This is a genomic window from Clostridium swellfunianum (assembly GCF_023656515.1).
Lineage (GTDB): Bacteria > Bacillota > Clostridia > Clostridiales > Clostridiaceae > Clostridium_AT > Clostridium_AT swellfunianum.
The window spans coordinates 704,435-719,893 of sequence record NZ_JAMOFV010000006.1 but is presented as its reverse complement, the minus strand read 5'-3'; the positions used below and the strand labels follow the sequence as shown (position 1 = coordinate 719,893).

At 31.7% G+C, this 15,459-nt stretch carries 8 protein-coding genes; 7 read left to right on the top strand and 1 reads right to left on the bottom strand.

The window, feature by feature from the left end; genetic code table 11:
* The first annotated feature begins 83 nt into the window (after window positions 1-83).
* From NBE98_RS03340 to NBE98_RS03320, 5 genes are all read left to right on the top strand, one after another.
* Window positions 84-1,541: an O-antigen ligase family protein gene (locus NBE98_RS03340; protein ID WP_250812590.1), complete on the top strand. Its 1,458-nt coding sequence runs from the start codon at window positions 84-86 to the stop codon at window positions 1,539-1,541.
* A 154-nt stretch (window positions 1,542-1,695) separates the two neighbouring features.
* Window positions 1,696-2,136, top strand: coding sequence for a serine O-acetyltransferase (locus NBE98_RS03335; protein WP_250812588.1), 441 nt, complete (start codon window positions 1,696-1,698; stop codon window positions 2,134-2,136).
* 4 nt (window positions 2,137-2,140) lie between these two features.
* The gene (locus tag NBE98_RS03330; protein WP_250812587.1) at window positions 2,141-4,054 is read left to right on the top strand and encodes a heparinase II/III family protein; all 1,914 of its coding nucleotides are present in this window, start codon (window positions 2,141-2,143) and stop codon (window positions 4,052-4,054) included.
* Between the two features lie 97 nt (window positions 4,055-4,151).
* Window positions 4,152-4,340 (top strand): hypothetical protein, encoded by a 189-nt coding sequence (locus tag NBE98_RS03325; protein ID WP_250812583.1) that lies wholly within the window; start codon window positions 4,152-4,154, stop codon window positions 4,338-4,340.
* Window positions 4,341-4,372: 32 nt separating this feature from the next.
* Window positions 4,373-4,621, top strand: a complete 249-nt coding sequence (locus NBE98_RS03320) for an LbetaH domain-containing protein (RefSeq protein WP_250812581.1) — start codon at window positions 4,373-4,375, stop codon at window positions 4,619-4,621.
* A gap of 275 nt (window positions 4,622-4,896) precedes the next feature.
* On the opposite strand, the gene NBE98_RS03315 is transcribed toward NBE98_RS03320, so the two are convergent.
* Complete coding sequence (locus tag NBE98_RS03315; protein ID WP_250812579.1) at window positions 4,897-6,051, bottom strand: triple tyrosine motif-containing protein; 1,155 nt, start codon at window positions 6,049-6,051, stop codon at window positions 4,897-4,899.
* Between the two features lie 309 nt (window positions 6,052-6,360).
* Here NBE98_RS03315 and NBE98_RS03310 point away from each other — a divergent pair, with 309 nt between their 5' ends.
* Both NBE98_RS03310 and NBE98_RS03305 read left to right on the top strand, forming a co-directional pair.
* Window positions 6,361-13,563 (top strand): S8 family serine peptidase, encoded by a 7,203-nt coding sequence (locus NBE98_RS03310; protein ID WP_250812577.1) that lies wholly within the window; start codon window positions 6,361-6,363, stop codon window positions 13,561-13,563.
* Window positions 13,564-13,671: 108 nt separating this feature from the next.
* Window positions 13,672-15,459, top strand: coding sequence for an O-antigen ligase family protein (locus NBE98_RS03305; protein WP_250812575.1), 1,788 nt, complete (start codon window positions 13,672-13,674; stop codon window positions 15,457-15,459).

The following is a 15,459-nucleotide window of genomic DNA, read 5'->3' as shown; positions in this document are numbered from 1 at the left end:
AATAAATTATAATTGATAAGTATTATTAAGCACATATAGCTATTTCTTTCTGTTAGTGCATTAGTGCATTTAGGAGGTATAACTTGAAATTAAGTTTAAGCAGGTATTTAGTAGTTTTTGGAGCATTATTAGCATTTGCTTTCTCAGCATTAGGAGCATTTAATATTAAATTTTCAGCAGGTATTTTATTACTATTAATATCGATAATATTTATAAGTAAGCCTATTTTATGGATTTATTTCCTTTGTATTTATATTCCATTGGAAACTGTTATATTAAATTTTACTCCTAATAATATTGTTTCTCTAGTTAGATATGGTACAGAAGCATTTACATATGTAATTTTATTTTTCTGCCTAATTAGGTTTCTGAGAAACAGGAGAAATATTAAGTTGTATTCATATGATTTTTATATTTTTATATTTATTATTGTATGTATACTATCTATAGCTATAAATAGAGTAAATATTACAATTGCTATCCTAGGATTAAGATGGTTAATTAGATATGTTGCAGTTTATTTTATATTGAAGTTAGAAGATTGGCATTTATCTACACATAAAAAAATATTTAATGTTATTTACGTGACTATAGTGTTTGAATTAATTGTGGCGTTATTTCAATTTTTCTTTAGAGAGAGATTAGATATAATATTACAACCGAAAGTTTTAGACTTGGGTTTTGTAACAGTGTCAATAAATCAATTAGAATCAAGGTATGCAATATTTGCTACGTTTGGCAGATACGGTATATTTGGATACTTTATGACAATAGCAACCATAGTAGCTGCAGTGGACTATTTTTATAAAAATAGAAATAAAAAAAGTTTTATTCTATTACTTATTTCAATTATTGTTCTTATTTTAACTTATGCAAGGCAGGCTGTAATAGCAGTTATAATTTCAAGCATATATATGTTTTATTTCACAACGAAGTCTAAAAAAACCAAATTTAAGGTAACGGTAATATTAAGCGTTATTGCCATAATTTCTATTATGGGAATAGGTGCAGCAAATTTTGAAGCAGGAAAAGGCATACTTAATGAAAGTATCTCAAAAAGATATCTATCTATCTTTACTAAAGAATATATACAAGCAGATTACAGTGGAAGAGGTAGAACATATTTTATAACAAAAGTCAATAAAATGTTTCTCACAACAAAGCCTTTCATTGGATATGGTGTTGGAATGTATGGCACTAGAACTGCTATAGATTATGATAGAAAAGTATATGCTCAATTAGGAATACCAATCGAATTTTCTATGGACGTATACTGGACTTCAATTTTAGGTCAGATAGGGGTATTCGGCTTAATTTCTTTAATACTCATATTTTATAAATTTTTTAAAGCTTCTAAAAAAATATATACTGTTTCAGGAGGCTTTCAAAAAAGGTTTAGCTTAATAGTTGTGTTATTAATAATAGCCGTTATTTTTGAAAGTTTTTTTGGTTCTAATTTAAGTGATAGGTATCAAGCATTTTATATATGGTTATTTTTTGGTATGTTGACTAGTTTAGAAAATAAATTAGAAGTTAATTAGATAATTAATTGAATTGATAGTAAATTAGATTTATGAACTATTACAAGTTCTTTGCTAATACTTTGAATCTTAAAAAAACATATAAAGTTTAATAAAACTAAGTTAGATTAAGCTGGTAATTATTAAATTATATTTTATAATAATGAGGTAATTTATGTTGAACGCTATAGTGTTTTATAGATTTGCAAGAAAACTTTATCTTTTTAATATACCACTTCTACCAAAGTTGATAAAATTGATTATATTTTTATTATATAATTCCTCAATACCATATGAGGTACGAATTGGAAGAGGTACAAAGTTCGGATATGGAGGAATTGGTGTAGTTATTCATAAAAAAGCTGTAATAGGTGATAATTGCACTATATCACAAAATGTAACTATAGGGGGAAGAAGTGGCCTTACTGAACTTCCTATAATAGGGAATAACGTATATATAGGTGCTGGTGCAGTAATTTTAGGAAATGTTAAGATCGGTAATAATGTTGTTATAGGGGCAAATGCTGTGGTGATAAAAGATATACCTGATAATGCTGTCGCGGTAGGTGTACCTGCTAAAGTGATAAAATATAATAATAGTAAAGGTAATGATTAGAATAATGAATACAAAACGAGTTAAATGGTTTTATCATAGACTAAAAGCAATGTCTTTACAAGAAATTGTATTTAGAATTAAGCAAAAGCAAAAAATTAAGCAGTATGAAAAAAATTTTAAAAGTAATAAAACTGTTTTAGGATTACCTTTAACTGAGTTAAAGTTAAATAATTTGAATTTGGTGAATAACAAAATTGATGCTATATGGACATTTTCTAATATAGAAGTTAAATACGGATATGATTTCGTTGTTAATATTTTTAGTAGTGATGTTGATTTAAATAAAGAGTTTTCATGGCATGGTTTTAATGAAATAAAATGGGAGAAAGATATTTTTTCTTGGAATATAGATTTTAAAAATAAAGATAAAATTGGTGAAGTAAGGCTAACATGGGAACTAAATAGGCATTTGTTTTTGCCATATTTATTATTAAAGGCAAAAAATAATAATGATAAGATGTATTATGATAAAGCTAGGGCTTTATTTTATAGTTGGGTAGATGATAATTTTTATTTAAGAGGTGTAAATTGGTCTTCACCAATGGAGATAGCAATTAGGGCATATCAGTGGTTAATTTGTTATGCGATAATTAAGGATAATGATGATAAGAAGTTTAAAAAAGATTTAATTATAGCAACTATAAATTCAATGAAGTATGTCTCTGAAAACTTATCTGGATTCTCCTCAGCAAATAATCATTTAATATTAGAAGCTGGATTGATTTCAATAGTTGGAGAGGTTTTACAAGATATTTTTGAACAAGATTGGTTTAAAAAAGGATATACCATATTAAATCATGAGTTTAAGAGGCAATTTTATCGTGATGGAGTCAATAAAGAGCATGCAGCTCATTATCATGGTTTTGTAGTTGATTTATGGTTACAATATAATACGTTTTTGAAGTCTTTAAATAAGAAGCCTTTACTAGAAAATCTGTTGCTCAAAGCTGTTGAGTTTATTGGATATATAAAATATAGTGATGAATATATTGAATTTGGAGATAGTGATGATGCGAGAATTATTAATGTAACTGGGAAAAAATATAGTTACTATGATTATCTGCTTAATTTTGGGTCAATTTATTTCAGAACAAGTATGGTTGATAGTGTTGGCAAAACTATTAATGATGAAGTAGCTTTATGGAAATATCTTAATGTAACTAACAAGCTAAAAAGCTTTGAGTATAGTAAAATAAAGATGTATGAAGAAGCAGGGTATTTTGTATATAGGTCAGAGCAAGTTCATTTATTTTTTGACATAGCTGATTTGGGCTTTGGCAGTATTGCAGCACATGGACATGCAGATTGCTTAGCATTTGTTTTATCGATAGATAATGAGCCTATTTTTATTGATTCCGGAACATATATTTATAATATTGAAAAAGAATACAGAGATTATTTTAGAAGTACTGAAGCACATAATACGTTATCTTATGATGGCGTATCACAATCAATTATGGAAGGTCCTTTTTTATGGTCTAAGAAGGCAAAGGTTATAGAAAAAGGATTTTACGAAGATAAAGATTATTTTGTGATTTATGGATCACATGATGGATATCAACCATTAATCCATAGAAGAACAATATATATTAGTAAAATGCATAATCTTATTATTATAAAGGATGAATTTAACGGTGATGGTAAGATAAACTTTATTTTAGATTCTTGCTGCAAGTTTGATAAAATCAATAGTAAAGAATACAGCATTAATAATAAACTTTATTTTTACTCAAACAGAGAAATATTTACTAGTTCTAGATTTGTATCCAAAAACTTTTTACAAAAGGAAAAAACTAATAGTTTCTATTTAAATACAAGTAAAAATGATCCTACTATATCTATTATTACAAATAACGATAAAATAACTATTGCAGAAAGAACTGTATTAAGCGGCAAAGATGTTGTTTTTAAGTATTAAGTAGGGTATAAATGAAATCTAAATAAAAATAATAACTATCTATTTATATTTAAATAAAAAAGTAATTATTTTTATTATTGTGTAGTGGGTGAAAGTGATGAATCAAAAAATCGTTAATTTACTAGAGAGAATTATTGGTGCTATTATATCTATTTTAATTATTTTACGAAGGGTCCCGATAATAGGTGTAGTTGCTTACTTTATTTTTAAATTTATAGGCGTGGAAATTCCTATATCTGCAAGAATTGGAAAGAATGTAAAACTTGTACATTGGGCTAATGGATAGTAATTCATCCAAATACAGTTATAGAAAGTGATGTGAAGTTATACCAAGGTGTGACTTTCGGGAGAGCTGATATTTATAAACCAATAAATGATTCAGAAATGAATGGTATTTATGTAAGACAAGGTGCAGTTATTTGTGCAGGCGCTAAAATTTTATGCAAAGAAGGAATTCTAACAATAGGTAAAAATACAGTAATAGGTGCGAATTCTGTCTTAACCTGTTCAACTGGGGACAATGAAATCTGGGCAGGAGTACCTGCGCGTAAAATTAAAGATTTATAACAATTAGATTGAATAAGCTAACAGACAACATGATATTTAATGAAAAAATGTTATAATATATAATGTTGATATTCAAATTGAAGCTTATATATTAATATAAAAATGATATGAACGTGAAACGCTATGAGTTGGTAAATTATATTAATGGTTGACCAACTCATAGCGCTTTTACTTATTATACTAAAATAGGAAGGCATACTTTATAGCGTTATTATAAAGTATGCCTTCAAATAATTAATTAGTTTGTGTAAAAATCCTAATAAAAAAGTATCTTCTTAATTGATAACACTAAACTTCATGCTGGTGGAAACATCAAGAGCTTTGGTAGAATTAATATCTTTAACATAAACAGCTACAGTATAATTTCCAATAGCAGAAGGATTAAAGATAAAAGTATTTTTTGTTGAATAGTTTTGAACCATAGTCCACTTAGCACCATCATAAACCCAGAACTGATAAAGCAGTGATGTACCACCAGTAGCAGTAGCAGTAAAGGTAGTTGCAGTGCCAAGAACCTGAGGAGAAACCTTATCGGCGATGAAAGATTTCAGTTGAACAGGGTCTGGAGTATTGATAACACTAAACTTCACGCTGGTGGAAACATCAAGAGCTTTGGTAGAATTAACATCTTTAACATAAACAGCTACAGTATAATTTCCAATAGCAGAAGGATTAAAGATAAAAGTATTTTTTGTTGAATAGTTTTGAACCATAGTCCACTTAGCACCATCATAAACCCAGAACTGATAAAGCAGTGATGTACCACCAGTAGCAGTAGCAGTAAAGGTAGTTGCAGTGCCAAGAACTTGAGGAGAAACCTTATCAGCAATAAAAGATTTTATCTGAACAGGTTCTATAGGAGCATTAAATATAGAAATGGATTTTTGCTCAATAGTAAAATTAATAACTCCTTCCCCACTATCCGCCAACTTAACCCTACTATTAACCTTCTCAGTCTCAACAACAGGATCACCAGCAACAAAATTCAAAGCTAAATTTCCAGCCTTCAAAGCCTTAGCCTTAATCACAAACAAGCTCTTAGGAGTAGCGTCAATATTTATTCCTGTTTTATGCTTGTCGCCTAAAAGTAGTGAGAAAGTCGCAAGTCCATCGGCGGTAGCATCTTGCACTCCGAAGGAGTAATCATCACCTTGTACCATATTGGCAAAGACATCACCAACTTTAACTTGATCATTGTAAATTTGAATCATTGTGTTATCATACTTTAATGTCAAGTCAGCTCCGAATAAATCAGCTACATTTTCAGCGTTTACATTAATGTAGAAGTCTTGTCCAACAGCAACGCTGCCGCTGACTGAATAGGTTATCTTTGGAGTGCCTGCTGCTTTTACGTTAAAACTTGGAAGCTCTAGTATGTTAAGTAGAAACAAAAAACATACAATAAAAGCAGTAAGCTTTTTTAATTTCATTAATTCATTCCCCCTTATGTTCCTTATATTTAAGGTCATTTAATACCATTTTACTACATTTTATTCATATTGTTAACAAAAATGTTATTAATTATTGATATATTTATTTTTGTAAAATATAATAGTATTTAGGAATAAAGTTAACAATATGTCAAAATTACAAGAAACGTAAGGATTGATAATTCTTGTGTAGAAAAAAGGAATGCAAGGGGCGTAAGAATTGATAATTCTTACGTTCAAAAAAGGAATGCAAGGGGCGCAGGAATTAATAATTCATGCGTTCAAAAAAGGAATGCAAGGGGGAACATAATGAAAAAATTTAAGAAGCTTATTAGTATGGCCATTACATACATATTTGTAATGACTATTATTTTGCAAGCTTTGCCATCTAGTGTTAGAGCAGCTGGAAAAGCTGTTAAGCCTTTAAAAGCTGTAGATGGACAAGTTGTATTTAAGCTTAAGGATTCAAAGTATGCAGGGTACAATGAATTGTTAACAAAGTTTGAAGGTAAAGTCCTTAGTAAACAGGACACACGTATCTTGGTTCAGGTTGATAAGAAAGCTGCAAAAGATTTAATCAGCCAGCTTCAAAAGGATACAAATATTGAATATGCAGAGGTAAATGCATTGGGTACAAAACAAGGAGCCTCTAATGATCAATATTTGAGTACTCAGGACTACTTATATTATTCTCATGTATTAGAAGGTTGGGATAATATAACTACTGTAACTGCTGATGCGATAAAGGTTGCTGTTGTAGATAGCGGTATTGAAGGTACACATCCAGATTTAACAGGTAAAGTACTTACTGGTTTTAATGTTTTAGATGGAAGCACCAATACTTCTGATGAAAACGGTCATGGAACGCAAGTGGCAGGTATTATAGCAGCTAATTATAATAATTCTATTGGTATTGCAGGGGTATCTGGTAAGGCCAATGTTAAACTTATTCCTATTAAGGTTACAGATGCGTCTGGAAATGGTACAAGCTTTAATGTTGCAACTGGTATTGATAAAGCTGTTTCTTTAGGTGCAAGCATTATTAACATTAGTATAAATGGTGAAGGCTACAGTAAAGATGTAGAACAAGCTATTAATAGGGCTTTAGCAGCAGGCAAGGTGGTAATTGTTTCAGCAGGAAATCAAAGTGATTATGCTGAAAATTATTGGCCTGCCAATGTTCAGGGAGCTATAGCAGTTACTCAGTTAAGAGGAACAGAGGATTATGCTCTTTATGGTGGAAGCAACTATGGCAAGATGATAGCCTTATCTGCTTTAGGCAGTGGAAATACTACAACTATAAATAAAGGATACACTTCTGTTAAAGGTTCTTCTTTTGCAGCGGCTGTTGTAACTGGAGCTGCAGTATTGGCAAAGACTAAGAATCCAGGCTATAACAAGGATCAAATTGAAAGCTTATTAAAAAAGTCTGCTGATCCAAAAGGTTTTAACGGATATAATCACTATACTGGTTATGGTGTTGTGGATGTATTAAAAATGACAAATACAGCAGCAGGTTTTGTTGAAATTGTTTCGCCAAGCTCAGGAGAAGCAGTAACTGGAAGTACAATTGCATTAAAGTTTAAGGCATTGGCTCCAGTTGAATTAAAAACCTATTCTGTTTTAGTTAATGATGATGATGCAGGCATTAATAATGTGGTTTCAAATGGAGGCGGCACTTATACAGTTAATATTGATGCTGCAAAGCTTAAAGAGGGCAGCAATAAAATTATAGTAAATGCAGTGTCTAGCAAGGATTCAAAAACCTATACAGACTATAGATACATAAGAAAGTATACTGCAAGTTCTGGTTCAATAAATATAAAGCTTATTAACAAGGACGGAGCAAAGCTTGAAAAGGGTACTAAGGTATATTTGACAGATGAAGAGGGTTTTGGAGCAACTGCTGCTTTAGCAGATGAGAATGGAGCTGTAAGCTTTCATAAGCTTAATCCTAGGGAAAACTACAGAGTTTCTTATACCTATGACAGCTATGTAAATGGTGTGAGAAAACCTGTATTCTATTCCAAGCTTATAAATGGTACAGGTACAGGAGAGCTAACTTTAGACGCTAGCGGCACTAATTCAAAGAGTGTTGCTTTATCTGCACTAAAGAGCGACCAAACTTTGCTTTTAAACTCTAGGCTTCATGTGAATCTTTACAATGTAAATTACGAATATGAGGATGTTTTCGTTAATGGAATAGCAAATATCTACGTTAACAATGACCTGAGCCTTCAAATGAGAGTTATAAATGACAATGAAGGGTATTTGTATCAAAAGGATATACAAAGCTTCTCAGGTATTAGTAGTATTGTATTTAATACAGATACAACAGTTGCTAAAGTTAATATGACAAATGATGATAAGTTGAAGCTTTCAGAGCAGTTATTATCCATAACTGGTTATGGAAATTATAATACATACTTTACATCAACTATAAATGTTAAAAAGGACTTTATATATGTAACAAAGGGCTCTTATTATTGGAACTACGAAACCAATGCAAAGGATTCTTTAGGGAATGATTGGAACTACCCCTACAGTGAGCGAGTTTTAGATATAAGCGCTGATACAGCTCTTAAGTATGGAAAATTTAATGTTAATTTAACTATGGTTGAAAATGATGTTAATAAAGAAGCACCTTTAAGGTTTAAAGTTGAGGTTAAGGATAGCTACAATAATTTTATACATGAGAAATCTATCTTAACTGAAGATGTTTATAACAATATAAAAATATTGGATTCAACAGGTAAGGAAATAAGTAATGCAGTTAAAAGCGTAAGTTATATCAATGGACAGACAGTTGAGCTGGAATTTAATTCATCGCTACCTTCAGCTGTTTATTACGTTCAATCTTCAATGGATCTAGGCCCACTTGGAATTTCGGCTTCCAACAAATTAGCCTTTAATTACGTGAATTCTCTTTCCAAAAATATAAGCGTAAATATCAAAGCGCCATATGCAAAGCCATATGATTTGCATTATAAGATTTATGATAAAGCTACTAAGGGAGTTCTTATTGATGGATGGGATTATTCTACAGGGCAGAGCATTACAATAGATGTTGATAGGTCAAAGCTTGCTGCAAGCAATGAAATTGTGATTTTTGGAGAATCTCCAGATAATTATAAGTTTATATATTGCAGAGATTTACCAGTAACTTCAACTAATCAAATAACAATTGACGGCAGCGATACTGGTGCTGTAAAAGCTAAAAGGTTAAATATTAAGCTTGATGATATTACAAAGAATAAAGTTTTAACTAATTCTGATATTAAAATATTTAGCAGCTTAAATGCTTACGAGGAGCTTCTTATAAGCGGTAGTGAAATAGCTGCAGATGGTACAACAAATGTTTGGCTTGATAATGGTTCGTATAACGTGCTTGCTACCAGCACTGCTGACAAGTATCTTTTAGGCAGCGATGTAACTATAACTGATACCAATAATAAGCTTGTGCTATCTACAACAAACTTAGCTAAGGTATCTTCTAATGTTACAAGCTTTATATCAGGCTATAAGAAAACAGGCCTGTCATTTGAGCGTAGAGGAGAAAACAACTATGAGCAACGCAGCTTTGATATAGCTCAAGGAGAAGTTGCTTATGTATCTCCAAAGGCTGGTTTTACACTAACAAATGTAGTTGTTAATGCATATGACGAAGCTTCTGGTAAAAATTATTTTTATAATTTCATGAGCAATACTGCTATGACAGAAAATTTGGTAAAACAATTTAATTTTACAGATTTTACACTTGAAAACATTTATTATAGGACAGATGTTGATCTTCCTAGTGAAATAAGTGCAAAATATACTATAAGATCAGGTGGCATGGCATTAAATCATATTCAGGCAACAGATAATTATGACTTTATGAATGAGTACTGGTCAGGTCGTGATAGAAATGGAATGTACCTTAATTTAGTAAATGAAACTGGAAAAGTAGTTAGTACAAATAGAGAAAACAACAAGGGATATACGGATACAATGGAGGGATACCTATCTGATTATACACTGACAGATGGAACCTATTATTTAAAGGTTATGCTTCCAGACAACGTAAAACAGATGACTAACTATAGCATGCCGGTTAATATTACAGCCACTAATCTTAAAAAGATAAAGGTTATGGATCCGTTTAACACAACAAAGGTATTGGTGAATAACCCGGTTACTGTTAATGGACGATATTATTTTACTGATGATTTAGGGTACATATACGTAAGCAGTAATGAGGTAACTAATGCTTCTAGTGTTGTTGTTCAAGTTGACAATGCAAATGGCATTGCAGTATATTCGCCTAGCAGTATTGAGGGCAGTGAGGTTATAATAGCTAAATCAATTTCTCAGCTTAAGAATGTAACTGTTAAGCAGGCTAATGTATCTGGTAAGATCAATCTTGCAAATGAAAGAGTTGATTTGAAAAATGATGCAAATAGGCAGATATTTAGCTTTAACTTAAATTCAGAAGGACAAAGAGCTATTTATGTTGATACTGCTACATATTCTGTTGTAGTAGATCAATATGGAGATGGAATTCCAGCTCAATATGAGCTAAGGACAAGCTTTGATGCTGGTACTCAGTCTGAAGCTGTAATAGAAAATAACAAGGTTGCAACAATTGAGAGCAATGACTATGTTTATATGACAGTGGGACCTTATGAATATAGCTACAATCACAATTTTAAGGGTACTATGTATGTATCTTTAGGCTCTAATGTAAGGTACAATTATTCTAAAAATGTGGGAAATGAGAATGAGTACGGCAAGTATGTACAGTATAACAATAGTTTTACACCAACTTTAGAGCAGGTTTACACAGTTGGTTTAGGCAGTACTTTTACTATTACTGCTCAGCCTGAAAATATAACTGCCGATGCTAATGGAGTTTATAATCTTCAGCCAAACTCATATATTAGGTCAAGACTTACCATAAAAGATGAATACAATAATGACATAACTTTAAGCTATGGTATAGCTGTTAAGGCAGTTGTAAGTCAAAGCAATGGGGAAACCTCCTATTTTAATTGTTATGAAAACGGTCAAAATGCTTACAGCTTTACTGTTACTAGTGGAAACGGTGCCTCAAAGCTTAAATACGAAGTTGATTTTGGTACTCTTGGGAAAGTTGTAAGCCAAAATGATGTGAATATTAACATGGACTTGACTAATTATTATGAGTTTACCATAAAGGATATGTCAGGCAGTTTGTCTAATGGTGGACAAATCATGATAAGTTCTGAACCTGCAAACAGCAATGATTCACCTTGGATTAGAAGCACTGCTACTATTACAAGCAATGGTAAGGCCTATTTACTAAAAACAGATTTAGATATCAATACTAAATATTTCTTATATATTCAAGGCAACACCAAAGCAGCCAATGAGCCATTTATATTTTCAAGAGCCTTTAACAAGGATTCTTTAACTTATACTGCAAACACTAATATGTCAAAGGTAAACCTAACAATACCAAGACCTGCAGCAGTAAACTATGATAATGCTAACATAACTATAAATAAAAATAAGCTTAATATCTTCAATAAGGGCACCTATGATATTAGAGGTGATGTAAATCAGATTGTGTGGCTGGAAAATGGAGAATACAGCTTCCGTGGAAGTTTATCCAATTATAGCACTTACTATGACTTAAGAAGCCTAAAGCAAAATATTTCAGGTAGTAAAAACATATCGCTTTCAACTACTAATGTATCAGAAATTAAGGCTGTGAGTTCTGCTGGTGATACGCTCAATAATATTAGCTTGTCAGACAGCGAGTTTAGCAGTGGATATGGTTTTGGCGGTCGTAATGTGAAAATCTATGCAACAAAACAAATATATGACTCAGTCAATATTAACTTTAGTACAGACAAGTTTGAAAGTTACAATTTCTATAAGAATTATTTTATATTAAAGGATGATATAACTGAAATCCATTTTGGAAATAAGCCTTATACTCTTATGAATGGTTATGATGATAGAGAAGTGAAACTTCCTGGATACATTCGAAAGGGAGAAAATTTGTCTATTAATGCCTATAGCGCTAAAGATGAAAATGGGTATAACTTTAGCCTTTATCAAGTGAATAGTGTTGAATTATCACTGAACTTATATAAAGGTGGTATACTCGTAAAATCAATTAAAGGTGATAATAGAAATGGCATATTAATACCAGCTGATACTGCTGATGGTATTTACGACGCTGAAATTACAGGAACAATTCCTAAAGTAGGTACAGTAAAAACAAACAGACAAACAGTCAGCATAGGCTTAAATAATGCATTATCAATATATGTACCTAATGATTATTACTATGTAAATTCAGGTGTGATAAAGATATTAGATGGAACAAATGAAGTAGCTACACTTGAAATTACAGGCGGAAGGATAGATATAGTTAAAAGTGCTCTTACAGATAATAAAAAGTACACTGTAGCTGTGGCAACAAAAGACTATAGTAACAAATTTGAACTTTATAACTCAGAGTTTACTTATACCTCGGACATGAATATGTTTTACTTAACTAAACCAAGCAATATGAAGGAAGTTACTGTTAAGGGAGTTCCATCTGCTAAGCTTAAAATAACAAATTCCAAAGGCACTAATGTGGAGCAGACAATAGGAACAGAAGGACAGACTATTGCTTCACTGCAGCCAGATAACTATACTCTTAACGTAAATGATTTAAGTAAGGCAAACAATAATTATTATATTTTAGCCGCTCAGGCAACAGTAACAGCTGATACTGCAATTATTGGAGTTGATTACAGCAATGCAAGTCAAATAACTGTTGGAACTGAGTTTGCTAAAAAGCCTTATGACATAACCTATGAATTTAAAAAGGAAGGTAGCTCTATTGTAAATAAGGTGAGCTATTCTAACCTAGCAAACAACAAGATATACGTAGACAAGGCTAAGTATAACGCTGCAGTAACTATAGGCGCCGGCAGCAAGACAATTACAGGCAGCTATGAAGTCGATGCTTCTGGTACTGCAGCGCAGCTAATAATTGGTAAGAATTTAACTGCTAAGGTTAATCTTAATTCTGCAGCTTATAATGTTGATAGTGCTATAAGTTTAAGTGGCGCAGCTTTATATGATGGAACTACATTATTAAGCGGCTTAAGCCTTTCAGACTATACAATAAGCAGCTATGATTTAATGCATGGCAGCAAGGTTATTAAAAACTTTACTGGCGGGGTAAGTTCAATGCTTCAGGGCGACACAAGCATAAGACTTAACTTGACTAGTGAGGATCTAGGAAATATTGCTTCTGAAGCTAAGTCTATAGTTGTAAATAACCCAACCTTTGCAGCTGTTGGTGACATAAACTTAGATAGAACAGTTGATATTTACGACTTAGTGCTTATATCCAAAGATATGGGCAACAAAAAAGGCGTAACCCCTGATTGGGATGGAAGATGCAATCTTGACAATCAAGATACCCTAAACATTATAGACATTAAAGATATTGCAAAAGCAGCGCAAAACTATAATAAGAAGTATTAGTTAAAGGGGCTCGGTTGAGCCTCTTTTTCATGTTATTTACACTCGCTTGGCAGTTTGTTTTGTTGTATAATTAGATAGAAAAATGATTTGTTTACATAGGAGAAAGATATGGAGATAATTTTTTTATTGCTTCCTTTAATTCCTTATTTTAAAGTGCTGCCTGAGGTTATAAACCCAGTTGCATTTATTTTTATTTCTTTTTTTATTTTTAAGAATAGAAAGGAAGCAGATAGCTTTGACTTGATTTTAAGCTCAGTGCTTGTCTTAGGAGTAGTTAGTACATTCCTGTCAAAAGACAAGCTAATAAGTCTGCTGAATTCTCCCTATATTCTTATTTTTATTCCGGTTTTTATTTTGGCTAGAGGATTTTCTAAGGAACAGATTAGTAAAGCAAATAAATATATTTTTTATGGAGGAAGCATAGCAGCTTTTTTATCTATAATTAGATTTCTGTTTAATACAGATTCAGTGCTGGATGGGTTGTTTAATTATGCTAATGCTTCAGCAATTTACTTTGGAAGCTGTGCTTTAATATTTTTCAGCCAGGAGCTGGATTTTGAAAGCAGCCTGGAAAAGACTGCTTCAAGGCTTGGTATTATAGCTTTGACAGCTGCACTTTTGCTGACACAATCCAGGGCTGGGCTTTTGGTTTACGCTGCAGCTATAATAATAACTGCTATATCTAAAGGCAAGGTTATGCAAAACTATCTTATTAACGTATTTAATTATAGCATTTTAGGTCTTTTGGTTGCTGTAATGTTGTATTACAGGCAGTATGTAGTCTTGCTGCTAGCCTTACCTGTAATTATATATTTGGCACTAAAGAGTATAAGCTTTAAGGTTAAAGGCAATCTGTTTAATTACTTAATCAGTGGCTTTGTTGTTATAGGAGCTTTTGCTGGGCTTAGAAGGTTAAATCTTGAATCCTTTTATGAAAGACTAGTGTTTTATGAGGATGGATTGAAGCTTTTAAAGCATAATTTGTTTGGAATAGGGGCAGGAAGGTTCAGCTATGAGCAGTTTGCTTATCAGACTGCAATGTATGATGTTAAGTATATTCATAATGGTTTTCTACAGGTTGCTATAGATTTTGGAATAATATTTTTTCTTATTTATTTTGGTCTAATATTTTATGTACTGTTTAGGAATTTTAATAGGCAAAAGCTTGGCACTTTACAGTTTGTTATACCCATGATGATATTAGTTCACTCTCTCATAGACTTCAGCATGAGCTTTATACTTCTAAATATTATTTTGTGGTTTTACTTAGGGACAGGCTTTAAAAAAATTGGCAGAAAGACAGCTTACTATAAAGGCGCCATAGCATTATTTTTAGCTTTTGAAATAGCCCTAGCAGCATTTTTGCCAGGTGAGCTTGTGTACAATATGGCAAGCTTCAGTACTAACAGCAATTATAGTCTGCTAAAGGTAATAGATAAATTTCCTGTAAAGACAGTAAGATATTACGATAAGCTTTCTGTGGCGGCTTATAGCATGTACAAGAAAAGCGGAGATATAAATTATCTTAAGGAAGCAGAAGAAGGACTTAACAAATGTCTTAACGAGCATGGAGCTGATGGTAGAATATATGAGCTATTGGGAAAGGTCTATTTTGCTCTTGGAGATTATGACAAAGCGGTTGAGGCTCTTGAAGATAGTGTAATGGAGAGAAAATATTATATTGTTAGTTATGATGCTTTAATTGAAGGATATTATAATATGTACAAAAAGGATAAGCTTACTAAGGAACAGTATGCTTATAAGCTTAAAACTATAGAAGATAGAATAATTTCCTTGGGAAGCAGTATAAATAACAAGAGCAAATATATGAAAAATCAGGCAGATGGCAGTTTAAATGCTTATGAAAAGATGAGAATAGAAGAAATAAAAAAATAG